Source organism: Ruegeria sp. O4, assembly GCF_056535125.1.
This window is the reverse complement of sequence record NZ_JBQERO010000016.1, coordinates 16,573-39,169: the sequence shown is the minus strand read 5'-3', so window position 1 is coordinate 39,169 and position 22,597 is coordinate 16,573. Positions and strand designations below refer to the sequence as shown.

At 57.2% G+C, this 22,597-nt stretch carries 22 protein-coding genes and 1 pseudogene; 19 read left to right on the top strand and 4 right to left on the bottom strand.

Annotated features, from left to right (window positions below; translation table 11 throughout):
* The first annotated feature begins 22 nt into the window (after positions 1-22).
* From ACR0J7_RS15950 to ACR0J7_RS15890, 13 genes are all read left to right on the top strand, one after another.
* Positions 23-1,051 (top strand): carbohydrate ABC transporter permease, encoded by a 1,029-nt coding sequence (locus ACR0J7_RS15950; protein WP_480914887.1) that lies wholly within the window; start codon positions 23-25, stop codon positions 1,049-1,051.
* A gap of 1 nt (position 1,052) precedes the next feature.
* Positions 1,053-1,934 (top strand): carbohydrate ABC transporter permease, encoded by an 882-nt coding sequence (locus tag ACR0J7_RS15945; RefSeq protein WP_209507350.1) that lies wholly within the window; start codon positions 1,053-1,055, stop codon positions 1,932-1,934.
* Positions 1,935-2,113: 179 nt separating this feature from the next.
* A complete protein-coding gene (locus ACR0J7_RS15940; RefSeq protein ID WP_480914885.1) occupies positions 2,114-3,142 on the top strand; it encodes an ester cyclase in 1,029 nt (342 codons plus the stop codon).
* Positions 3,143-3,274: 132 nt separating this feature from the next.
* On the top strand, positions 3,275-3,805 hold the full coding sequence (locus ACR0J7_RS15935) for an ester cyclase (protein ID WP_480914883.1): 531 nt from the start codon (positions 3,275-3,277) through the stop codon (positions 3,803-3,805).
* A gap of 11 nt (positions 3,806-3,816) precedes the next feature.
* The gene (gene hisD / locus ACR0J7_RS15930) at positions 3,817-5,157 is read left to right on the top strand and encodes a histidinol dehydrogenase (RefSeq protein ID WP_480911668.1); all 1,341 of its coding nucleotides are present in this window, start codon (positions 3,817-3,819) and stop codon (positions 5,155-5,157) included.
* A gap of 83 nt (positions 5,158-5,240) precedes the next feature.
* The gene (locus tag ACR0J7_RS15925) at positions 5,241-6,290 is read left to right on the top strand and encodes an ester cyclase (protein ID WP_480914881.1); all 1,050 of its coding nucleotides are present in this window, start codon (positions 5,241-5,243) and stop codon (positions 6,288-6,290) included.
* A gap of 1 nt (position 6,291) precedes the next feature.
* On the top strand, positions 6,292-7,059 hold the full coding sequence (locus tag ACR0J7_RS15920; RefSeq protein WP_480484716.1) for an SDR family NAD(P)-dependent oxidoreductase: 768 nt from the start codon (positions 6,292-6,294) through the stop codon (positions 7,057-7,059).
* On the top strand, positions 7,059-8,078 hold the full coding sequence (locus ACR0J7_RS15915; protein ID WP_209599322.1) for a LacI family DNA-binding transcriptional regulator: 1,020 nt from the start codon (positions 7,059-7,061) through the stop codon (positions 8,076-8,078). The genes ACR0J7_RS15920 and ACR0J7_RS15915 overlap by 1 nt, the downstream gene beginning before the upstream one ends.
* A complete protein-coding gene (locus ACR0J7_RS15910; RefSeq protein ID WP_480914879.1) occupies positions 8,075-9,049 on the top strand; it encodes a nuclear transport factor 2 family protein in 975 nt (324 codons plus the stop codon). The genes ACR0J7_RS15915 and ACR0J7_RS15910 overlap by 4 nt, the downstream gene beginning before the upstream one ends.
* Before the next feature lie 151 nt (positions 9,050-9,200).
* Entirely contained in the window at positions 9,201-10,163 is a 963-nt protein-coding gene (locus ACR0J7_RS15905; protein WP_480508343.1) for a cupin domain-containing protein, read from the top strand.
* 102 nt (positions 10,164-10,265) lie between these two features.
* Positions 10,266-11,390 carry a cobalamin-independent methionine synthase II family protein gene (locus ACR0J7_RS15900; protein ID WP_480914878.1) on the top strand — a complete coding sequence of 375 codons (1,125 nt, stop codon included), beginning with the start codon at positions 10,266-10,268 and terminating at the stop codon, positions 11,388-11,390.
* Positions 11,387-12,082 carry an alpha/beta fold hydrolase gene (locus ACR0J7_RS15895; RefSeq protein ID WP_480773467.1) on the top strand — a complete coding sequence of 232 codons (696 nt, stop codon included), beginning with the start codon at positions 11,387-11,389 and terminating at the stop codon, positions 12,080-12,082. The genes ACR0J7_RS15900 and ACR0J7_RS15895 overlap by 4 nt, the downstream gene beginning before the upstream one ends.
* Positions 12,079-12,774, top strand: a complete 696-nt coding sequence (locus tag ACR0J7_RS15890) for an RraA family protein (RefSeq protein ID WP_480900629.1) — start codon at positions 12,079-12,081, stop codon at positions 12,772-12,774. The genes ACR0J7_RS15895 and ACR0J7_RS15890 overlap by 4 nt, the downstream gene beginning before the upstream one ends.
* Before the next feature lie 175 nt (positions 12,775-12,949).
* Here the strand turns inward: ACR0J7_RS15890 and ACR0J7_RS15885 are convergent, their stop codons facing one another.
* Entirely contained in the window at positions 12,950-13,495 is a 546-nt protein-coding gene (locus ACR0J7_RS15885; RefSeq protein WP_480484710.1) for a TetR/AcrR family transcriptional regulator, read from the bottom strand.
* A 108-nt stretch (positions 13,496-13,603) separates the two neighbouring features.
* On the opposite strand from ACR0J7_RS15885, the gene ACR0J7_RS15880 reads away from it, so the two are divergent.
* The 5 genes from ACR0J7_RS15880 to ACR0J7_RS15860 are packed head-to-tail and all read left to right on the top strand — an operon-like array spanning position 13,604 to position 17,800.
* Complete coding sequence (locus ACR0J7_RS15880; protein ID WP_480474287.1) at positions 13,604-14,305, top strand: type 1 glutamine amidotransferase domain-containing protein; 702 nt, start codon at positions 13,604-13,606, stop codon at positions 14,303-14,305.
* A 57-nt stretch (positions 14,306-14,362) separates the two neighbouring features.
* Positions 14,363-15,343: an MBL fold metallo-hydrolase gene (locus ACR0J7_RS15875; RefSeq protein WP_480914877.1), complete on the top strand. Its 981-nt coding sequence runs from the start codon at positions 14,363-14,365 to the stop codon at positions 15,341-15,343.
* A 15-nt stretch (positions 15,344-15,358) separates the two neighbouring features.
* Positions 15,359-16,036 carry a cupin domain-containing protein gene (locus ACR0J7_RS15870; RefSeq protein ID WP_480488934.1) on the top strand — a complete coding sequence of 226 codons (678 nt, stop codon included), beginning with the start codon at positions 15,359-15,361 and terminating at the stop codon, positions 16,034-16,036.
* Positions 16,037-16,040: 4 nt separating this feature from the next.
* Positions 16,041-16,715 (top strand): SDR family NAD(P)-dependent oxidoreductase, encoded by a 675-nt coding sequence (locus ACR0J7_RS15865; protein WP_480488936.1) that lies wholly within the window; start codon positions 16,041-16,043, stop codon positions 16,713-16,715.
* A complete protein-coding gene (locus ACR0J7_RS15860; RefSeq protein ID WP_480914876.1) occupies positions 16,715-17,800 on the top strand; it encodes a flavin monoamine oxidase family protein in 1,086 nt (361 codons plus the stop codon). Before ACR0J7_RS15865 ends, ACR0J7_RS15860 begins: the two co-directional genes overlap by 1 nt.
* A 576-nt stretch (positions 17,801-18,376) precedes the next feature.
* Here the strand turns inward: ACR0J7_RS15860 and ACR0J7_RS15855 are convergent.
* The 3 genes and pseudogenes from ACR0J7_RS15855 to ACR0J7_RS15845 form a co-directional block, all read right to left on the bottom strand.
* The gene (locus tag ACR0J7_RS15855; protein ID WP_480478556.1) at positions 18,377-18,784 is read right to left on the bottom strand and encodes a phasin, PhaP; all 408 of its coding nucleotides are present in this window, start codon (positions 18,782-18,784) and stop codon (positions 18,377-18,379) included.
* A gap of 309 nt (positions 18,785-19,093) precedes the next feature.
* Positions 19,094-19,276 (bottom strand): annotated as a pseudogene (locus ACR0J7_RS15850) (IS6 family transposase); the annotation flags it as partial.
* Between the two features lie 60 nt (positions 19,277-19,336).
* Positions 19,337-20,323 (bottom strand): DUF3179 domain-containing protein, encoded by a 987-nt coding sequence (locus ACR0J7_RS15845; RefSeq protein ID WP_480900620.1) that lies wholly within the window; start codon positions 20,321-20,323, stop codon positions 19,337-19,339.
* 515 nt (positions 20,324-20,838) lie between these two features.
* Between ACR0J7_RS15845 and ACR0J7_RS15840 the strand changes: the two genes are divergently transcribed.
* Positions 20,839-21,858, top strand: coding sequence for an IS110 family RNA-guided transposase (locus tag ACR0J7_RS15840; RefSeq protein ID WP_480900618.1), 1,020 nt, complete (start codon positions 20,839-20,841; stop codon positions 21,856-21,858).
* The last annotated feature ends 739 nt before the right edge of the window (positions 21,859-22,597 follow it).

Sequence of the window (22,597 nt, the reverse complement as noted above, 5' to 3'; positions counted from 1 at the left end):
CCACTGACACGAGGATTGCAACATGCGCCATAAGACATTCCTTTGGTTCTTCCTGCCCACAGGACTCGCGATGCTGCTGTTCATTGCAATGCCAATTGTCTCGGTGGTGACTCAATCGATCTTCGCACCCCATCCGGCTGTTCTGTTAGAGGTCGAAAACTGCACCCCGCTTATCGGATGCACAACTGAGACCACTGTTGATCAAGAGGCCACCGCGGCGCTTCGCGCCGAGCAACCTCTGGGCCGGTTTGTGGGATTGGACATTTACTTTAACCGAGGCCATCTGGCGATACAGGAAATTGGTCAAATCTGGGCCGCGAATGAAACATGGGGCGGCTTCTTCACCGAGCTTGGTAATCTGCCCTTCTACCGGGCGATGGCATTCACGCTGACCTTCGTCGCTATCGTGACACCGCTCACAATTATTTTGGGGCTGGTGATTGCGCTGGCAGTAAACTCCCTGCACAGGCAACTCAAAGGTCTGATGATCTTTTTCTCTCTTCTGCCCATGATCGTGACCCCGCTGATCGGCTCGCTCATCCTGTTTTGGATGATTGACAGTCGCGGGGTGATCGGCAACGCCCTCGTATATCTTGCTGGAGATCCGGATTTCAGCCTGAAAGCATCAACAGGGCTGATGTGGGTAGCGCTGATGGTCTATGGTGTTTGGCACGCTGCGCCTTTTGCCTTTGTCGTGTTCTATGCTGGCCTGCAAACCTTGCCCCAAGACCAGATTGAGGCCGCCCAGATAGACGGGGCGACGCGCTGGCAGCAGGTCAAATTCGTGGTTGTTCCCCATCTCATGCCCCTGGTCACATTTGTTGCACTGATCCAGTTGATGGACAATTTCAAGGTGTTTGAACCTATCATCGGCTTCAGTGCACAAGCGCATGCGCAATCACTCAGCACCTTCATCTACTACGATCTCGGTGGCGAGACTCGGCAACTGTCTTCCGCTGCAGCTACCTCTGTGATGACGATTTTTGGGGTCGCAATTCTTCTGTCGCCCGTGCTTGTCCGCACCTGGCGCGATTTCAAAGGAGCAAGATAATATGGCCAGCCGCGCGCAAAGAATGCCTACAAGCCTTCGGATCGCCTCATCCCTGTTTGTGCTCCTATGGTTTATCCTGGCCGCCTTTCCGTTCCTCTGGACGGTTTGGGGCTCGTTCAAGGTCGAACTGGATTTCTTCTCGATCGCTGACTGGACCAATGCCCTGACTGGTGCCCGAACCGAAGCGGTTTATGGCTCGCCGTTCACCACCACCGGATATGAGGGTGCTTGGATTCAGGAAGAGTTCTGGCGCAATGTTCTGAACACCGGGATCGTCTGTTTCTTTGTTGTTACCATCTCACTGACTATCGGGACGCTAGGAGGCTATGCCCTTTCGCGGTCTACTTACAACTACACATTCTGGCTGTTGATCACGGCGCTTATCTTCCGCGCGATGCCGCCAATCACTCTGGTCTCGGGTTATCTGTTACCCTTCTTTGAATGGAATGTTTGGGGAATTCTTCCAACCACCATTATCGTGCTTGTGGCGATCAACCAGCCGTTCACTCTTTGGATGTTGCATTCCTTCTTCAAGAACATCCCGAGCGAGTTGGATGAAAGTGCCAAGGTCGACGGATGCAACCAGTTTCAGGCTTTCCGACGTGTGATCATTCCGGTGATGTGGCCAGGCGTCATCACGACCGGGCTGTTCTCGTTCCTTCTGGCCTATAACGACTTTGCCGTCGGGGCGATGCTGCTGTCCGAAAGCAACCGCACCATGGTGCCCGCAATCGCCGCCTTCCTTGGTACAACACAAACCGAGGGCAACGTGATGTTCGCCGTTGCGGCGGTGGTTTCAGCCACAGTTCCACTGTTCATCCTGGTGATGTTCTTCCAACGCCAGATCGTCGGCGGCCTGACCGCCGGGGCTGTGAAAGGCTGACATAAATGGGGCGCACTCATCCTCAGTCCGTATCTGCCCATGCGCACGCAGCCAGCCTGAACTTGGCTGCGCGCCGGGCCCGACGGCCGGGACGAATTCCATTTGCCTTGATGCGCGCGGGTCCTCGTGCCTGCACACCGCCACAGCGAATAGGAAAACGTCCTAAAAAGGAAAGCGCCATGAACAAGCGCGTAAATCGCCCAGCGATGGGTATTGCCACCGGAACCACGTTTGAAAACAAACAGCTTTATCGTCAGTTTCTCGAAAGCTTTGATAAGGGCCTAGACGAGACCATGGAGACGGCCGCCAGCGAGATTTTCGCCGCAACGGCCACTACCGAAGCGAGCCATCCGATCAATGCAGCCCCTGATGGCAACGGCTACGTCAGCTCTGTCATCTTACCGATTTCAGAGGCGTTCGAGGGGCTCACCCGTCAGAACTATGTGGTCACAGGTGGCGAATACCTGGGAAGCGAGTGGGTCACCTCGACCGGGTATTTCCACGGTCATTTCAAGCGACCGCTTTGTGGTATTCCACCCAGCGGCAAACTGGCATTTCTGCGATTTGGTGAATTCCACCGAATGGAAGATGGCAAGATCGTCGAATCCTATGTCTTCCTCGGCTTTGCCGAGTTGATCATCGCGCTTGGCCTCTGGCCGCTGGAACTGCAGGGCTATGAAGGTGTCGTGCCAGGTCCGGCAACGCATGACGGCATCGTCATTGGGCCTTCAGACCCAGCGCAGTCACGCGCCACAGCAGATCTGGTCGAGGACATGCTAAAACAGCTAACGACCGAGGACCAAAGCTGGCGGCCTTATTGGGATGACCGAATGGTGTGGTACGGTCCCGGCGGGCTGGGATCCTATGCCACGGTCGATGCCTTCGCCGAATTCCAATCCCCCTTCGAGGACACGTTCGAAGGCTGGGGCGACGGCAAGGACGCAGGCGTCACCGGCGTCGGTTCGAATTGCAAAGCCGGGGATGGCGACTATGCATTCCTGTGCGGCTGGCCGCAGATCACCGGCGTCCACGTCAAATCCTTCCTGGGCCTGGAGCCAACGGGAAAGCGCGTTTTTATGCGTGACTGCGACTGGTGGCGCTGCGCAGAAGGCAAGATCATCGAGAACTGGTGCATGCTCGATATTCCACATCTGCTGTTGCAACTGGGTTACGACCTTTTTGCCCAAATTTCTGAACAGACCCGATGAGCTGTTCCGCCAGACATAACGCCATTGCGCGCCACCCGGCGCTCAACCGGATGCCAAGGGATTTTCTGACGGCCGACCAACCCTCCCCGTCCAGACAGAAAGCCCCTTGGTAACCATAAAAGGAAAAGACACATGAAGGGCTCCCGCCCCGAACAGGCCGTGCTGACACGTAACACGGACATGAGAAAAACCGACGAGACCCGCGCCGTGATCGAGGGGATGGTCGATGGTTTGAACGATCACCGCATCGACGATATCGGCGAATTCTTCGCAGAAGGGTTCCGCTGGATCGGCAACCGGGGCTGCGGCACCAAAACTGGGCTCAAGGAGTTTCAGGAAAACTGGCAACGCCCGTTTCAGGCGGCGTTCTCGGACAAGACCTGCATTGATGAGGCCCGGCTTTATATGGGCGAATGGGCTGCGGCCTTTGGCCGCCAGGAGGCAACCCACTCGGGCGAGTTTCTGGGCATCGCGCCCACCGGCAAGCGGGTCGAGATCCGATACATGGATTTCTGGAAAGTCGTCGATGGCAAGATCGTTGACAACTGGGTGAACGTCGATTTCGCCCATGTCGCCGCGCAGCTTGGCGTTGATCTGTTCAACGGCGAAGGCTGGGAAGCATTTGACCGGGGAGAAAAAACTCCACCCCGGCCCGAAAACTGAGGATAGAGACAATGGCTATTGATTACCTGAAACGCGGCAAACCTGAAGCTGACCGGGCGGAAGACGATGCCAAAACCCGAGCTGTTGTCGAAGAAACGCTGGCGGATATCGAAACCCGCGGCGATACCGCAGTGCGCGAGCTGTCTGAGAAGTTCGACAATTACTCGCCGGAAAGCTTCCGCCTGAGCCAGGATCAGATCGACGAGTTGATCAACTCGCTGACTGAACGCGAACTGGCCGATATCAAATTCGCGCAGAAGCAAGTGACGAACTTTGCGCAGGCACAACGCGACTCGATGCTGGATATCGAGGTTGAAACTCTGCCAGGAGTGATCCTTGGTCACAAGAACATCCCTGTTCAGTCAGTGGGATGCTATGTCCCCGGTGGCAAATTCCCGATGGTGGCTTCGGCGCATATGTCAGTGGCAACTGCCAAGGTCGCCGGTGTTCCGCGCATCATAGCTTGTACCCCACCCTTCCAAGGCAAACCCAATGCGGCCGTGATCGCAGCGATGCATCTAGGAGGCGCGCATGAGATCTATGTTATGGGCGGTATCCAGGCCATCGGTGCCATGGCGATAGGGACTGAGACCATTGATCCGGTTCACATGCTGGTTGGCCCCGGCAACGCCTTTGTGGCCGAAGCCAAGCGCCAGCTGTTTGGCCGGGTGGGCATCGACCTGTTCGCGGGTCCGACCGAGACGATGGTCATCGCCGACGAAACCGCAGCGGATGCGGAGCTCTGTGCGACCGATTTGCTGGGACAGGCCGAGCATGGCTATAACAGCCCCTGCGTTCTGGTCACCAACTCGCGCAAACTGGCCGAAGAGACACTGAGCGAGATCGACCGTATCCTCGAGATCCTACCCACCGCCGGCACTGCCAAGGTCAGTTGGGAGGAATACGGCGAGGTCATCGTCTGCGACACCTATGACGAGATGCTTCAAGTGGCCGATGACATCGCGTCAGAGCATGTGCAGGTCATGACTGACCGCGACGACTGGTTCCTGGAAAACATGACCTGCTATGGCGCGCTGTTCCTTGGTCCGCGCACCAACGTGGCCAACGGCGACAAGGTGATCGGTACCAACCATACACTGCCGACCAAAAAGGCCGGGCGCTATACCGGCGGGCTCTGGGTCGGCAAATTCATGAAAACCCACAGCTATCAGAAGGTCGTCACTGATGAGGCCGCAGCGATGATCGGCGAATACGGCTCACGTCTGTGTATGCTGGAAGGCTTTGTCGGCCATGCCGAACAATGCAACATCCGTGTCCGGCGTTATGGGGGCATCAACGTGCCCTATGGTGAAGGCGCACCATACCGCGAGACGGCCGATGCGACTTCGTAAGCGTGACGAATCTTGCGCAGGGATTCGACCGGGGCCCTACAGAATTTTTTGGATAAGAAGTTAAAATAATGCGAGATTTCGCAATGGATACTCACTCTACCCACAAGGTCCTGATCGCGCCCCTGCGCGAGGCAATGTATAAATTCGACGAAGCCGGAGTACGAGCGGCGCTGGAGGCGGTGATCGCGCCCGATGCTGCCATCCACATGTTGTATCCATTCGGAGATCTGACCGGCCCGCAGGAACTCTATGACACCTGTTACGCGCCACTTCTGAAATCCATGCCCGATCTTGAGCGTCGCGATTGGATCGTCATGGGTGGTCGGACAGAACAGGGCAACGACTGGGTTGGCTGCGGCGGCCACTACTTCGGCACCTTCGTCGCCCCCTGGCTGGACATCCCGCCGACCGGGCATCTGACCCACATGCGGTTCCACGAATTCTACCGCTTTGAAAATGGCAAGGTTGTCGAGATTCAGGCACTCTGGGACGTTCCCGAAGTCATGATGCAGGCGAATGCCTGGCCAATGGCCCCGTCTCTGGGGCTGGAGTTCTGCATTCCCGGCCCGGCGACTCTGGATGGCGTTGTGTCCGGACCGTGGGATGAGGTGAAATCTCTGGCCTCGTGCAATCATATCGTCGACATGCTGAAACATCTTGAGAAACACCCCAGCCAGGGTGGGCCCGAAGTGATGGAGATGGAGCGGTTCTGGCATCCGCGCATGAACTGGTACGGTCCCGCAGGGATCGGGACAGCGCGCGGTATCGCGGGATTCCGCAACTGGCACCAGATTCCCTTCCTCAACGGAATGCCCGATCGTGGTCAGTATGCCGACGAGATCACCTTTCACTTTTTTGGTGATGGCGACTACGCCGCTGTGACCGGCTGGCCGAACATGATCCAGACCGTCATCCATGACGGCTGGATGGGGATTGCGCCTTCGGGCAAACGGATCACTTTGAAGTCACTTGATTTCTGGCGTCTGGAAGGTGGGCTGATCCGCGAGAATTGGGTGTTGGTCGATCTGCTGGATGTGTATCGGCAATTGGGCGTAGATGTTTTTGCCCGACTGCGTGAGTTCAATAAGGCACGTGTACCCGGCACCATCCCATTCCCGGTCGGCGAGGTCTGATATGCCACATTTTCCCAGCACCCCCAGTTTCGACCTGAGCGGCAAGCGAGCTTTGGTCGCCGGAGCCTCGTCGGGCATAGGCATGGCCTGCGCTGTGGCGCTGGCGGAACATGGTGCTGAGGTCACTTTGGCGGCGCGCCGTGCTGGTGCGCTTCAGGATATTGCAAAAGATATGTCGGCGCAGGGATGGTCTGCCAGAGTTCTGGAACTGGATGTTTCGGACGTGGCGGCAACCGCTGAAGCCGTAGCGCAAAATGGGCCGTTCGATATTCTGCTGAACTCAGCCGGGCTTGCCCGACACAGCAAGGCCGTGGAAACACAGCCGGAAGATTTCGATGCGGTGATAGGCGTCAATGTCAAAGGTGCTTATTTCCTGACCCAGGCTGTTGCCAAAGGCCTGCTCGACGCTGGCCGCCCCGGTTCGCTGATCAATATCTCTAGCCAGATGGGCCATGTTGGTGGTCGCGAACGCGCGGTTTATTGTGCGTCGAAATTCGCGGTCGAAGGCTTCACCAAGGCGATGGCGCTTGAGTTCGGACCGGCAAAGATCCGGGTTAACACGATTTGCCCCACCTTCATTCTGACGGATCTGACAAAGTCGACTTTTGACGATCCGGACAAGCGGGCCTGGATTCTGGACAAGATAAAACTGGGTCGCCCCGGAGAGGTTGAAGACATCATGGGGGCGGTGGTTTATCTGGCATCGGATGCGTCGGCGCTGGTGACGGGCACGGCATTGATGGTTGACGGAGGTTGGACGGCAGACTGATGGCGACACAAAAAGTTACATCACTGGAAGTTGCCCGTCTCGCCGGGGTCAGCCAATCTGCGGTCAGCCGTGTGTTCACCCCCGGCGCGTCTGCGTCGAAAAAAACCGTTGAAAAGGTGCGCAAGGCGGCCAAGGAACTGGGCTATCGCCCGAACGTTCTGGCCCGCGCTGTAGTGTCCGGGAAAAGCCGGATCATCGGGCTTGTCGTGGCCTATCTGAACAACCAGTTCTATCCCGAGGCGCTGGAGAAGCTGACAAACACGTTACAGGAACGTGGATACCACGTGCTGATATTCATGGCCTCGCATGAGTCTGGAAACATCGACAATGTGGTCGAAGAAATACTCGACTTTCAGGTCGAAGGGATTATCGCCGCTTCGGTGGCTTTGTCCTCAGATTTGTCAGACCGCTGCCGAACGGCCGGTATACCGATGGTGTTGTTCAATCGGGCACAAGACGACACGGCGATGTCGTCAGTTACATCTGACAACGTTGCCGGTGGTCGAAAGGCTGCCGAGTTCTTGTTGGCAGCTGGGCACCAAAAGATCGGATATATCGCCGGGTGGGAAGGAGCTTCGACCCAGCGTGACCGCGAAACAGGGTTTGTTGCGACCTTGCAGAAAGCCGGGGTTACGCTGCACGCCCGCGAAGTAGGAAACTTTTCGACGGAAGAAGCCCGGCAAGCCACGCTGCGGATGTTCGAAGCCGATCCGCCTGATGCGGTGTTTGTCGCCAACGATCACATGGCCGTTTCCGTGATGGACACGCTGCGGTTCGAATTGGGGCTGAATGTTCCGGGGGACGTTTCGGTCATCGGGTATGACGATGTCACTGTCGCCTCATGGCCAGCCTACAACCTGACCACCATTCGACAGCCCGCCAATCGCATGGTCACCGAAACTGTCGATATTCTGCTCGGCAAGATCGAGGACCCCGATGCCGGCCCGCGTCGGGTCGAGATTGACGGACCGCTAATTGTGCGCGGCTCCGCCCGCATACCTGAAGGATGGAAGACATGAAGGGATTTGATCCCAAGTTTAAAGATTTCCCCGACTACATAATCGGGATTACCAAAGAAATCTGGGAAGATCGTGGCATTGCCACGCTGCACGACTATTACGCCCCGGACATCGTCGTGCGATCACCTGGGTCGGTGGTTGTCGGAAACCAGAATGTCATTGCTGCCACTATGGCAACTCTGGCAGAATTCCCTGATCGAACGCTGTTGGGTGAGGATGTGATCTGGTCGGGAACGCCGGAAGAGGGCATGCTGTCGTCGCATCGCCTTTTGTCCACAGCGACCCATCTAGGTGACGGTGTGTATGGCAAGGCGACCGGCAAGAAACTGGTCTACCGCATTTTGGCCGACTGCCACGCCATCAACAACCAGATCAACGATGAGTGGCTCATCCGCGACCAGAGCGCGATCGTGCAGCAGATGGGTTGGGACCCCAAGGAATATGCCCGCGATCTGATCGCGCGCGAGGGTGGGGCTGACGCCTGCGTGCAACCTTTCACACCGGCGAACGATCAGCCCGGCCCCTATAAAGGCCGTGGCAATGACAATGAATGGGGCCAGAAATACGCGGATATCCTGACCCGGATCATGAATGCCGATATGAGGGTGATCGAGGCTGAATACGACCGCGCTGTTCTGTCAGAATATCCCGGGGGCAAGACCGGCCACAGTTGGGGGCCGGTTGATCGGTTCTGGATGGGCCTGCGCGCGGCGTTCCCACTTGCCGAATTCAAGATCCACCACCAGATCGGCCGTGATGACCCGATGATGCCGCCGCGCGCCGCGATCCGCTGGTCTTTGCATGGCACACATGACGGCTGGGGCGTGTTCGGTGTGCCCACAGGGGCCGAGGTCTTTGTGCTGGGCATCAGCCAGGCCGAGTTCGGTCCATGGGGTCTGCGCAAGGAATACACCTTGTTTGACGAAACCTCGATCTGGAAACAGATTCTTCTGAAAACCGGCGATCTCTAGAATGTCGCACCGTATCTCAAATCTGGATGCCGGGCAGGCGTTGCGGCGGTACCACGCCCATCGCGCCAGCCTACGCGCCCGGCGACTGAACAATCGTCCGCCGGGTGGTTTGGTTTGATCCGATCAAACCCAAATCAAAAGGAGAAAAGATATGAGTACCATCGAAAGCCGCATCGTCCGTTATGGCGAACTGAAGCCATGTAAAACCGCGTTCATCGACGCGCACACTCCGGGCTCGAACCAGAAAGAAAATTTTACCATCATTGGCGGTGGAGTCAGCGAAAGCCCGGATCAGCACGTCCACATCACCGACAAGATCGGGTTCAACATCGGTGCAGCGGGTCAACCGCCGAAATGCCGCAACTCGCTGCACAGCCACACCACCGCCGAGGTGTTCTTTGTTGCTAAAGGTCGATGGCGGTTCTTCTGGGGTCGTTATGGCACGGCTGGCGAGTTCATCGCCGAAGAAGGCGACATCTTCAACATCCCGACCGGGATCTTCCGCGGCTTCGAGAATGTCGGCCAGGACTATGGCATGATCATGTCGATGCTGGGTGGCGACGATGCCGGTGGCGGCGTGACCTGGGCTCCGCAAGTCATTCAGGATGCGCAGGCCCACGGCCTGATGTTGGGCAATAACGGCGTCTTGTACGATAGCAAAAAGGGCGAGGAACTGCCACACAATGTGCAGCCGATGCCGCTACTGACCGAGGAAGATCTGAAAGCCTTCCCCGAGGTTCCCATTGATGCAGTGATCGGCAAATACGTCGCTCGCTACTGGGACCTGATGGCGCTGGCAGCGGACAAGCCTGCGGTTGTGATCGGTGAAAATGGTCTGATCAAGGACAAGCCCGGTTTCGAGGTTGATTTTATGACGCGCGGTTCGGCAGTGGCTGAACTGGTCAAGGCGGACAAACCCGTGGTTCTGATGCCGGCGAGCGGCCATTGGCGCATCAAGATCAATGAGGTCGAGGTTACCCTGTCCAACGGCGATACCGCTCTGGTTCTGCCCGGTGAAAGCTACAGCGCTGAACCGTCTATGACCGGGCAAGCGGGTCTGTACCGGATCACCGCAACCGACGACCCTGCTGGGGCGACTTGGACAGGAGCATAACGTCGAAATTACACGTCCCGGTTTCAATCGGGGCGCGCGCAGCACATCCATCGCCGGCTTTCCGGCCCGGCGATGGACCTAGATTTGAATGGAGATCCTAACATGACCCGCGTTTCAACCACCCATGTGGGAAGTCTGCCACGAAATCAGGAGGTCGTTGACTTCATCTTTGCTCGCGAGCGAGAGGAACCGTTCGATCAGGCTGCATTTGACGCCTGCATGACAGCGGCCGTGTCCGAGACCGTGCGGAAACAAGTCAAGGCTGGGGTAGATATCGTCTCGGACGGTGAGACCTCAAAGATCTCTTACGCCACTTACGTCAAGGACCGCTATACCGGCTTTGCAGGTGACAGCGCGCGCAATGCGCCAGCTGACCTCAAGATGTTTCCGGGCTTTCTGCAACGATTGGCCGATGACGGTGGAACGCCCCAGTATGCTCGACCCATGTGTGTGGGCGAGGTGCGCTCAAAAGGGCAAGGTGAGCTGCAGAAGGACATCGACAATCTCAAAGCCGCGATGGCCGAGCACGGGGTCGAGCGCGGTTTTATGAACGCCGCCAGCCCCGGAGTTATTTCCCTGTTTCTGCAAAATGATTTCTATCCGACGCGCGAGGCCTATCTGGCCGCGCTGGCCGATGCGATGAAGGAAGAATATGAGACCATCGTTGGTGCGGGTCTGGATCTGCAATTGGACTGCCCCGATCTGGCCCTGTCGCGCCATATGCTGTTCACCGATCTGTCCGACGACGAGTTCGTGAAAATCGCCAACATGCATGTTGAGGCATTGAACCACGCATTGCAGAATGTCCCATCTGACAAAGTGCGTGTCCATATCTGCTGGGGCAACTACGAGGGGCCGCATTGCTGCGACATCGGCATGGACAAGGTGTTTTCGACGCTGATGTCGACCAAATCGCGCTATGTGCTGTTCGAAACCTCTAACCCGCGACACGCGCATGAATGGACGGTGTTCCGTGACCGCAAGGGTGAAATTCCGGGTGACAAGGTTCTTGTGCCCGGTGTGGTGGACACCACGACGAATTTTGTCGAACACCCGGAACTGATTGCTCAGCGTACCGAGCGGTTTACGAACATAGTTGGAAATGAGCGTGTAATCGCCGGATCAGATTGCGGCTTTGGCACCTTTGCGGGCTTTGGTGCGGTAGATCCGGATATCGCCTACGCCAAGCTGGGCGCGCTTGCCGAAGGGGCTGCCCTGGTCAAATGACGCCGCTTATCCTCCTGCCCGGAATGATGTGCGATGCGCGGTTGTTCGCACCGCAGATTGACGCTTTGTCAGGCAAATACCCGATCCTGTGCGCACCAATCGGAGGACAGGACACAATGCAGGCGCTGGCCGCCGATGTGTTAGCCTATGCGCCCGAACGCTTTGCTCTGGCGGGACTCTCGATGGGTGGCATTGTGGGGATGGAAATCCTGCGTCAGGCACCGGACCGTGTGGCTGGTTTGGCGTTGATGGACACGAACCCGCTTGCTGATTTGGACGAGGTCAAAGCCAGGCGCGGCCCTCAGATCGATGCGGTCGGACGTGGCAACCTACGCAAGGTCATGGCCGAAGAGATGAAACCGAACTACCTGACTGAAGGTCCGCGCCGCGCCGCCATTCTGGACCTGTGCATGGATATGGCCATGGATCTTGGCCCGGACGTTTTTGTCAATCAATCTAAAGCTCTGCGTGATCGCCCTGACCAGAGCAACACTCTGCGCAACTTCACCGACGCAGCACTCATTCTCTGCGGGCGCGACGATGCCCTGTGCCCTGTTTCAAGGCATGAATTGATGCACGATCTGATGCCACAGAGCCGGTTGGAAATCATAGAAAACGCCGGCCACCTGCCGACACTGGAACAACCGCGACAAACAACGGCGGCTTTGATCCGCTGGCTGGAGTTGATATGAACCAATCCTTGCTGGACCTGCTGAAAAAGATCGACACGCCGACTGTTTGTAACGCAATCGAAGTGGCGCAGGGCAAGCGCGGATTCAATGAATTCACCCGGGGCACGATGTTATGTTCTGATCCCGATGCGGGCGCGATGGTTGGATATGCCCGTACCGCGAAGATTGCCGCCGTGAACCCGCCGTCAGAACCGCCTGAGGAGATCCGCCAACGTCGGATGGATTATTACAGGCATATGGCAACTGGGAGCGGCCCGGCTGTCACCGTGGTTGAGGATTTGGATTATCCAGATTGCATCGGCGCCTTTTGGGGTGAGATCAATACGACGATCCACAAGGGCTTCGGCATCAGTGGTGCGCTGACCAACGGGGTAATGCGCGACCTGGGCGATCTACCCGGTAACTTCCCGGTTGTTGCCGGGTCAATCGGGCCCAGTCACGGGTTCGTACATGTGCGCAAAATCGGCACCTCGGTTTCTATCTTTGGTCTGAAGATCCAAAACGGCGATCTTGTGCACGCGGACCGTCATGGTGCGCTGGTTATCCCGCCCGAAGTCGTGGGCAAGCTTGAACGGGCGATCATCAAATTGCTTGAAACCGAAAAACTGATTCTGGATCCCGCCCGCGCAACCGGGTTCGATTTCGATGCCTTCGAAAAAGCATGGGCGGCGTTTGAAGCCTCTCGGACTTAAACTTGCGATCTGTATTCCCCGGTTCTGAAGGTGTAGACCCCGCTGGGATCTGTTGCAAATCTTCGACTTCAATATTCCGATATCCATTCACTCGAAGCACTTATGAGCGTCAACAGTCAAAGGTTTGCAACAGATCCCCGCCCCTGCGCATGGGACGCACTGCTAGCTTCTGTTCCTAAATCGTACCAACGCCGCGAATTGCAGCTTTGGCAACCTGTTCAAACATCGATCGATCGTTTGACGCTGATGCGACGATCATGCCCCCTTCAAGGGCGGCGACGATGAGGTTTGCCTTGTCAGCGGCATCCTTGACCCCATGCTTGACGAGCAGATTTTGGAGCCATGCCTTGTTCATCTCGAAGAAGGCTTTTGTGCGTTGGTTGATGTTTTCCGGCAGTCCGATGGCCTCGGCGCCCATGACGGCGCAAAGGCATATCGATTCGTTCAGCACAAGCGCTTTGGAGTAGAGCGAAACGAAGCAGTCCAGAGCGGTTTGCAGATCGTTCAGGTCAATCTTGTCCAGTTCTGCCTTGAATTGCTCGGCGTAGCGGGTGACGAGAGCCTCCCCGAGATCCGGTTTGGTGGGGAAATGGTAGTGTACGCTGGCACTTTTGATTCCCACATCGTTCGCCAGGTCACGGAAACTCATCTCCGAAAAGCCCGCACTGCGCACGCGTTTCTCGGCGGCGATGAGAATTTTTTCTTTCATTGTCAGTGGCATGACTACCTCCAATCTACCGATTGATAGATAAACGTTGACAGCCCAGGAATCAACTTCTAACTGTTATCTACCTAGTGATAGATAGATATTGATGAAAGGATCACGCTGATGGCTACTGGAAACAAACAAAAACGCGTCTTGCTGGTCATGTCGTCCGTTGACGAAATGGGCATCTCGGGCAAGCAAACCGGCACCTGGTTCGAAGAGGTCGCAACCCCGTATTACGTCCTGACGGAAGCGGGCTATGAGGTTGTCTTTGCCTCGCCCAAAGGCGGCAACGCGCCGATTGACCTGCTGTCGATGAAGGCTCCGTTCACTACCGAAAACACTGACCGCTTCTTCAACGATCCGGTGGCCATGTTCGCGGTACAGAATACCCGCAAACTGCGCGAGATCGACTATTCGACCTTCGATGCGCTTTTCGTACCCGGCGGTTATGGATTGATCTGGGATCTGGCGTCGGACAGCCATGCTATCAAGATGATCCGGGAGTTCTACGAATCCGAACGGCCTGTCGCGATGGTCTGCCACGCGCCGGCCATACTGCGGGATATCAAGAAGTCAGACGGCAGCTACCTGGTTGAGGGCCTCAGCCTGACCGGTTTCAAGAACGACGAAGACAGTGAGATCGAGCTTCTGCATCACCTTCTGTTCTCTCTCGAAGATGAACTGAAACGCCGTGGCGCCACCTACGTCAGCAAGGCCAACTGGGAGGCCAACGTGGTCGAAGATGGCGCCCTGATGACCGGCCAAAGCCCGGCGTCGGCACCACCACTCGCGGAAGCGCTCAAGCAGCGCCTGGCTGCCTGACGCCTTACGTCGGGGCGGGCACCTGTCCGCCCCGGCAATTCGAAATGGAGAAGTCCCATGTCCGCCGATCTGCAACCCATCGACAGTGTCGAGATTCTCGTTCTCATCGACAACCGGACGGACAGCCTGTCCAGCGTGCCCGAGGGGTTCACCCATGAGTGGATCAACCTCCACAACGTCGGGATGAAGCAAATCTCGGGCGCCGGTCAGTGTTGTGCCAATCACGGCTTGGCGTTGATCATCACAGCCCGGCGCGGTGTGACGGAACATACATTGCTCTTTGACGCCGGGCCGGTGGATTTTGCCGTCGAGTTCAACGCATCACGCCTTGGCAAATCCTTTGCAGCCATCGAGGCGATCGCCCTGTCGCATGGGCATTGGGACCATGCAGGCGGCATTCCAGCGGCAATCGACCTGATCCGCAAGGACGGCCAGACCGGCGAGTTGCCGGTTTATCTGCATCCCGGGATGTTTGCCAAACGCGCCTTTCCGCTTTCATCGGGGGAACTGATCGAAATTCGCGAAATCGCCACGCCCGAAGCCCTGGCTGCGCAGGGGGCTACACCCGTTGTTACGGATCAACCGGTCAGCGTGCTGGACGATATGTTCTATATTTCGGGCGAAATTCCCCGTGTCACGGATTACGAGGTCGGATTTCCGGGTCATGTCCGCCGCACCGAAGACGGCGCGGGTTGGGAAGACGACCCGTTGCTCATGGACGAACGCTATGTGGCGGTGAACATCGCGGGCAAAGGGCTGGTGGTGTTTTCGGCCTGTAGCCATGCGGGTATCGTCAATGTCCTTCATGCCGCTCAAAGGGATATCCCCGGAGTGCCGATCCATGGCCTAACCGGCGGCTTTCACCTTGCCGGTGGCAACGAAAAGATCATCGACCGGACCGTCGCCGACTTTGCGCAGTTCGACATCGACCTGATCATGCCCGGCCACTGCACAGGTTGGCGTGCGACAAACGCGCTGGAACGCCAATACGGCGAACGGGTTGTGCCGATTGCCGTCGGCATGAAGATCAACCTTTGAGAAAGGGAATGAGCCATGGAAATCAATGCAAACTTTGATGAACGCGCTGTCGTCCACTCGGAGAACGAGCCCTGGGTCCCCTCGCCAATGAAGGGTGTCGACCGTCGCATGCTCGACCGGATCGGCGACGAGGTTGCACGGGCAACAACGATTGTCCGCTATGCACCAGGCAGCGCCTTTTCGGCCCATACCCATACCGGTGGCGAAGAGTTTCTGGTGCTTGACGGCGTCTTTCAGGACGAGCACGGGGATTTTCCCGTCGGCACCTATGTGCGCAACCCGCCGACCACGTCGCATACGCCAAGCGCGGCGGATGGGGCAACGATCCTGGTCAAGCTTTGGCAGTTCGACCCGGATGATCGCACCCAACTGACCATCGACACTACCGCTGAGGCGCCGCGCCCGGTCACTGAGGGCGTGTCCGAAATCCCGTTGTTCGAGGATTCCCGTGAAAGGGTTCGGATCGAGCTTTGGGATGCATCGGCCAATGTGAATGTGACCGACCACAAGGGGTTCGAGGCACTGGTGATCGAAGGCAGCTTTACCGAAGGCGGAGAGGTCTTCGGGAAAAACTCGTGGCTGCGTCTGCCGCCGGGTATGGCGCTCGATGCCACGGCCGGGCCGGAAGGTGCCCATCTATGGGTCAAATCCGACCACCTGGCAGAACCGCCGGTCATCCCGGGCAAAGGATAGGATCATGGGCAAACCCCTTGCAATTGTCGCTGGCGCCGGTCCGGGGCTTGGGCAGACGCTGGTTTCGGCATTTGGTCAGAATGGCTATACGTCATTTGGTCTGAACCGGACGATCCCGTCGGGTGCCGACCAAATTCTGCAAGTCGACCTGGCGGATCCGAAACACACAAAGGCCAAGCTGCGCAACATTATCTGCACCCATGGCGCGCCGAAGCTTGTTGTTCAGAACACCGCGAAACTTGTGATTTCGCCGTTCGAGGACACCAGCATCGAGGATTTCGAGGCCACCTGGCGGGCCATGGTCCTGTCCACCGTCAACCTGGCAAACCGGGTCCTGCCGGCGATGGTCGATACCGGGGGCGGCACTTTCATCGTCTCAGGCGCTACGGCCAGCCTGCGCGGCGGCAAGAACTTTGCAGCCTTCGCTTCGGCAAAGGCAGGTTTGCGGGCGCTGACCCAATCCCTGGCCCGCGAATATGGGCCGCAAGGCGTGCATGTGGTGCATGTGATTCTGGACGGGATCGTCGACACCAGGGCCAGCCGGGATCTGCACAAGATGGATCCGGCGCGGATGATGAAACCTGTGGACATCGCTCAGACCTATCTGGCGCTGGCCAACCAACCGCAATCCACCTGGACCCACGAATTGGATCTCAGACCCAAAGGGGAGGCATTCTGATGCAAACCGATACTCTGATTGTTGGCGGAGGTCTCTCCGGCCTTGCCCTTGCCGATCAGCTGACACGAAACGGCACGGATTTCCTTCTGATCGAAGCGCAGGACCGCCTGGGCGGGCGCATCCTGACCAAAGACCTGTCGGGCGGAAAGTTCGACCTTGGCCCGGCCTGGTTCTGGCCCGGCCAGCCGCGAATGGCCGCCTTGGCCCGGCGTTTCCGAATCCCGGTGTTCGAACAGTTTGCCACCGGCGATCAGATGTATCAGGACCAGTCCGGCGCCGTCCAACGTGCCCGCGGCTATGCCTCGATGCAGGGCTCCTACCGGCTTGCCGGGGGCATGGGCGCCATGATCGACGCGCTTGCCGGATCTCTGGATGCCGGTCACGTCTTGACACAGGCGAGCCTCAAATCGGTCAATCATTCTCCGGGCATGATCACTGCATCTCTCGACCATGACGGCACGGCCCTTTCCGTTGAAGCCCGGCAAATCATGCTGGCGATCCCGCCGCGGGTGATTGCGGAAACCGTCAAATTCGAGCCGGCGCTGGATGCAGCACAGATCCAGGCCTTGAAAAACGTCCCGACCTGGATGGCGGGGCAGGCCAAGATCCTCGCGGTTTACGATGAGCCCCACTGGCGCAATGCCGGGCTTTCGGGTGACGCCATGAGCCATCGCGGCCCTATGGTCGAAATCCACGACGCCTCTCCCATGAAGGGCGGTCCCTACGCGCTGTTCGGTTTCGTCGGCTATCCCGCCGACACGCGCGAGGCACACAAGGACGCCATGATGGACGATGCCCTGGCGCAACTTACGGCGATGTTTGGCCCCAAGATGGCGCAGCCCCTCGATCTGGAACTGCAGGACTGGGCCACAATCTCGGAAATCTCCCGCACGCAGGATCGCGTTCCGGTGCGCTTCCACCCAAGCTACGGCTTGCCTTCTGTCCTTGGCAGCCTTGCGGAAAGAGGTGTCCATTTCTGCTCAACCGAAACCGCACGCGGGTACGGCGGATTTCTCGAAGGTGCCCTGGAAGCTGCTGAGAGAGTTGCAGCATTCGCAGATGAAACCATCATAGCTGAGGCCTGACCGAGCTTTCACTGTCGCCCTTTGTCTTGAATGATCGCTCACGTATGGAAGATGGTTCGATGGCGGGATATCACGGCGCTGCTACAAAGACCGCTCACAACCGCAGTTGGAGGTGGTTAAACATCAGATCGAATGCCTACTATATTTCGGCCCTCGTGGACGGCCCAAACCAGACCTGCGTTGTACCTTCGGAACGCTGCAGCGCAGCCCGCATTGCCGACATTCGCTGCACCGCCAAAGTTTGGGTTGTCATAAACTAATAGTCTACGGGTTAACCAATCATTTATGCCTGTGGAACGAGCAACCGCTTCTTGACCAAAAAATTCCCAAAAGGATGACAGGATACGGATATCTTTTTCGACGGCGATCAATGGTTTCCCCCATCGGAGGCTTGTAAATAAGCGATATTCACGCCGCCTTTACATAGGGCTACGTTACATAGGTGCGCACCGGAGCATATCATACATAACGTTTCGATCCTCTTACACACGCGCATAAAGGGCAGATTCTTCAATCTGCCCTTCTCTATTGCACCAATTAATAAGAAACGGCGCAATTCTGTTCTCTTGTTCCGAATTAGGCTGCTAAGGCTTTCTTTGCAGCGGCGGATTCTTTGGTGATGTCTCTGCCGGCGGTCATCAGCAACTCGACAGTGTCTATCAGGGCTTTCTTGGCGATCTCGGCAAAAGCAAACATCATTTCAGTGGCGTCTTCGGTAGCGCCCGACAAAAAATCTGTGGCAGCTTTTGCGTACTCAGTTGGCTCCGCCTTGGCTTTTGACACTTCGGTCAGCTTGACAATGGTATCTTTGGTCCACACGCTGGAAATATCCGTTGATTTTTCAGCCGCTTCTAATGAAATGCGCGACAGTTTTTCGCTCAGCGATGTGGAAGTTCTGAACGCATTTTCGAAGACTGCGGCTTTGAGGGGAAATTCGCCCATCGCATCTTTCCAAATCGCTGTGAAGTTCTGGATTTTTTCCATTGTCTTAAGTCCTAGTGTTTTGCGGGCCCACCCCGCATTATCTCCAATTGAGATTTTATCCTTTCTGCGACACAGCAATGCAAGGAGATAAGTTTACGCTAGGGAAAGCAGTGGAACGGAAGCGTTTTCAAAAACTTGCTTGCAAGCAACTTAGTCTCCGATGCCGGTGTCAACGGCATGGAACCCGAATCGCTAGTATCACTGGCCGCGGGTGCTTGACCGGTGCTGTCAGACAAAGGTGCTGTCAGACAAATTCGAACCTGTCTCCGTTAGGCCAAAAGAACTGTCCTTTATACAGCACCAATATACAGCACCAAGTTTGCGCAACTCGGCAAGAGCGGCGGACCGTGTCAGCTTGAGGGTGTCTCGGCTGGTGAGCGATCTTTCCTGGTTGAAATGGTTTTAGACGGAGGAGTGGACGGAGGCGAATTTCAGCAAACTTCGCATACGCTTGAAACGTTGCATGGTGCGTTCTCTTCGTCGGAACGGCAGGGGCATTGCTAACTTGATTGCACGCGGCTGATGGCTGTCTGGCCCGCGTCCGTCAAGCGGTCATTTCGAGAGCGTACGTTCACCCCCGTCGGCCAGCATCCATCTGCCTTCCGGCCAGAAGGCGTGGAATGCAAAGGCGAACATGACATCATGGGCGATATCCTGTCCCGATGCGTTACGCACCCGGACTGAGCCTACATCGCGCCCCTTGGCGATGCGCCCGGTGTCGAGGGCCGAGGCCTGCCCCGCGCGCCAGGAGAGCGTTATCCCGGCCTCAGAGATCTCGCCCTCTGCTCTCAGCCTCTCCAGAGTCCAGGCTTTGTCGCCGACGCGGATCACGCGCGCCAGTGGGTTGATGCCATGGGGCGGGTTTTCACCGGAATAGAGAAAGGGCCGCGACAGGGTGTCATAGCCGCGATAAGGGTTGCGCCCATAGTCGCGAATATAGGCCGGTTCGTTCATCACCAGCCCATCCGGGTTACGGCTGCTGAACTCCTCCCAGCTTTCCATCCAAGTGGGCAGGGTCTTCAATTCGGTGCCTGTCAGATCGCCGACGATGGCCCGGCCGATGGCCTGCTGCCACCAGCTTTCAGTTTCGCGGTCATACATCACCATGTCGGAATGGCGCAGCTTACCTGAGACGCCGAATGTGAGCGTGCCCGCAGCGGTGCGCCGATCGAAGCTCATGCCGGAATTGCACAATGGGCAAAAGGTGACGGCCACCGGGATACCGCCGACGCTGTCATTCACGATCTCGTGCCATACCAGATAGCGTATCGGATAGGCTCGAGGCTCGGCCCCGTCGATCTCAAGCGTGATTACTGGCTCGCGTTTACCCAGTCTCGTTTCGTCAGAAACGCGCAGGAAATTGGGATCGCTGATCGCAGGGATTCCGTCCTTGGGCGGACCGCCGGACTGAATCTCGGACCAATCCGTGACCGCACTGCGGCTGAAATTGGTCTGCGGCCACTCAAGTTCCCAGCGGTCGGGGCTGGCGAGCGCTGTACCGGCGACGAAGAGAAAGGCGAACAGGACAGGACGGCGCATTGGAATCTCCGGTCGGGGGATGCGCAATCCTGACGGCTGGACACCTGTCTGCAAAGGGCTGGCACAGGAATGTGAAGAGAATTCATGCCTCCGGTATCAGGTTGCCCCCTCGGGGCGTCGGCAAACCAGGGTGGAGGCAAGGGCCGAGATTCCGGCTAGGGCCTGCCCCGCATGGTTCACTGCACCCCGAAACCGGCAAAGCGCCAGCACCGCAAAGCCCGACCGGGTCGTAAAAACTACGTTGCCCGTCCGTACCATGGGCCACGTTTGGAACTACCACCGCCGCCTCGTAATAGCGGATTGTATCGATTTTGGGCCCTGACCGGGAAGCGGCTTCCGAAATACGCACAAAGGATGCCCTCCAACCTCCAAAGCGGTACCGGCCTCAAGTAACTCAACGTCGAAAGGAAACTTGGAGAACGGCCCAATCCGGATGAGGTGGGTGGTTCCTGCTCCACCGGCATCGAATGTGCCAAAGTGCAGTTGTCAAAGACTGCTAGGAAAGGAGCCACCCAATGACAGTAAAGACCGTCGGCCTCGATCTGGCCAAGGATGTTTTTCAAGTACACGGCATTTCGGAGAGCGGCTGCGTCATCTTCAACAAGGCGATCAAACGCGCGAAGCTGCTGGCGTTTTTTGAGACACTGCCACCGTGCACGGTTGGCATGGAAGCCTGCGGTTCATCCCATCATTGGGGTCGTCAGCTGCGCAAGCTCGGGCATGATGTGAAGCTCATGCCTGCCGGATATGTCAAACCATATGTTAAGCGCGGAAAAAACGATGCTGTCGACGCAGAAGCGATTTGCGAGGCGGTCCGCCGTCCGACAATGCGTTTCGTAGATATCAAGACGGAAGACCAGCAGGCCATATTATCCATTCACAGAACGCGCGACCTGGCCGTCCGACAGCGCACACAGTTGGCCAACATGATCCGCAGCCTATTGCGCGAGTTTGGGCAAATATTGCCCATCGGGATCGAAGCGGTGACGGCTTTTGCGAAGCGCCATCTGAGCGGCGATCATCCCGACATGCCTGAAATCGCGAACGGCATGCTTGGCATACAGTGCTATCAGTTCATCGGCCTGAATGAACGCATTGACGGCTATTCGAAGATGATCGAGCAACATGCATTGCTGAGTGCAGATGCACGCCGATTGATGCGCATGCCTGGCATCGGGCCGATCACAGCGTCAGCAATTGTCGCCACAATCGGTGACGCGCATCAGTTTCGGACAGGAAGAGATCTGGCCGCATGGCTGGGCCTCACCCCGCTCAACAAGTCGAGCGGCGGCAAGGAGAAGCTGGGCAAGATCACAAAGCAAGGCGATCGTTACATTCGCAAACTTTTGGTCGTGAGCATGACATCGCGCGCGGTCATGGCGAAACGCTCACCCGAGAAGGTCGATCTCTGGACTGCCAAAATCATCGCTGACAAGCCGTTCCGGCTGGCAACAGTCGCCATGGCAAACAAGGCAGCGCGGGCCATCTGGGCGATGCTCACGAAGAAACAGGAATACCGGCAGCCGGCGTTCTAACCACACCGACTGCCCACGAGATGCAAGACGTTGAAGTGATGATGCGGAAGTAAGTCAACCAAGAGCAAGGACACTCCGGGAATGGCAGCGGCCCTCTTCCGAGGCCGATAAGCCGATTGGAACCTCGCTCGCGGAATTCATCAGGGCCAGCGGAACACCACCGCACGAACAGGCCGGACAGACGACAGTACTGACGAAATCGACCGCAGAAATCGCCAAAAAACTCTTGCAATGCAGGAGCCACCCACAGATGCCGTTCGACCTTAGTCCTGAATTCTGCGGTTGCAGCCCGCTTTCCGGACATTCGCCGCAAGCGCGAACTCCGGGCCTCGTCGAACTCACAGATTGCGGGACTTAGCTGCCAATAGCGTTCACCGACGCAGTGTCCGCACCCAGACAATTAGGGAACATTCAAGTTCGCGACCCAGGGCTGTGTATGTCTATCTCAGCAAGTGCAGTACTTGTACGCCTAAAAATAGGAAAGCGGACGTTAAGAGTTGAACTTTAGGAAAGTGTCTGCGTCCGCTTATGCATGCTTCGCGAGGTTGGTGTGGTGTTAAGTCCCTGCGCTAGATGCTCCACAGATCATTGACCAATGGTCGCTCCCAGATCACTGTCAGTCATGACTCATGAGTCATGAGTTAGGCAAAGCGCAAGTTGCGACCAGACTCCACCGACCAAACAGCTTGAGCTTGCGCGAATGGCGCACTGATCCATCGGTTGCGAGTGTTTTGGGCAT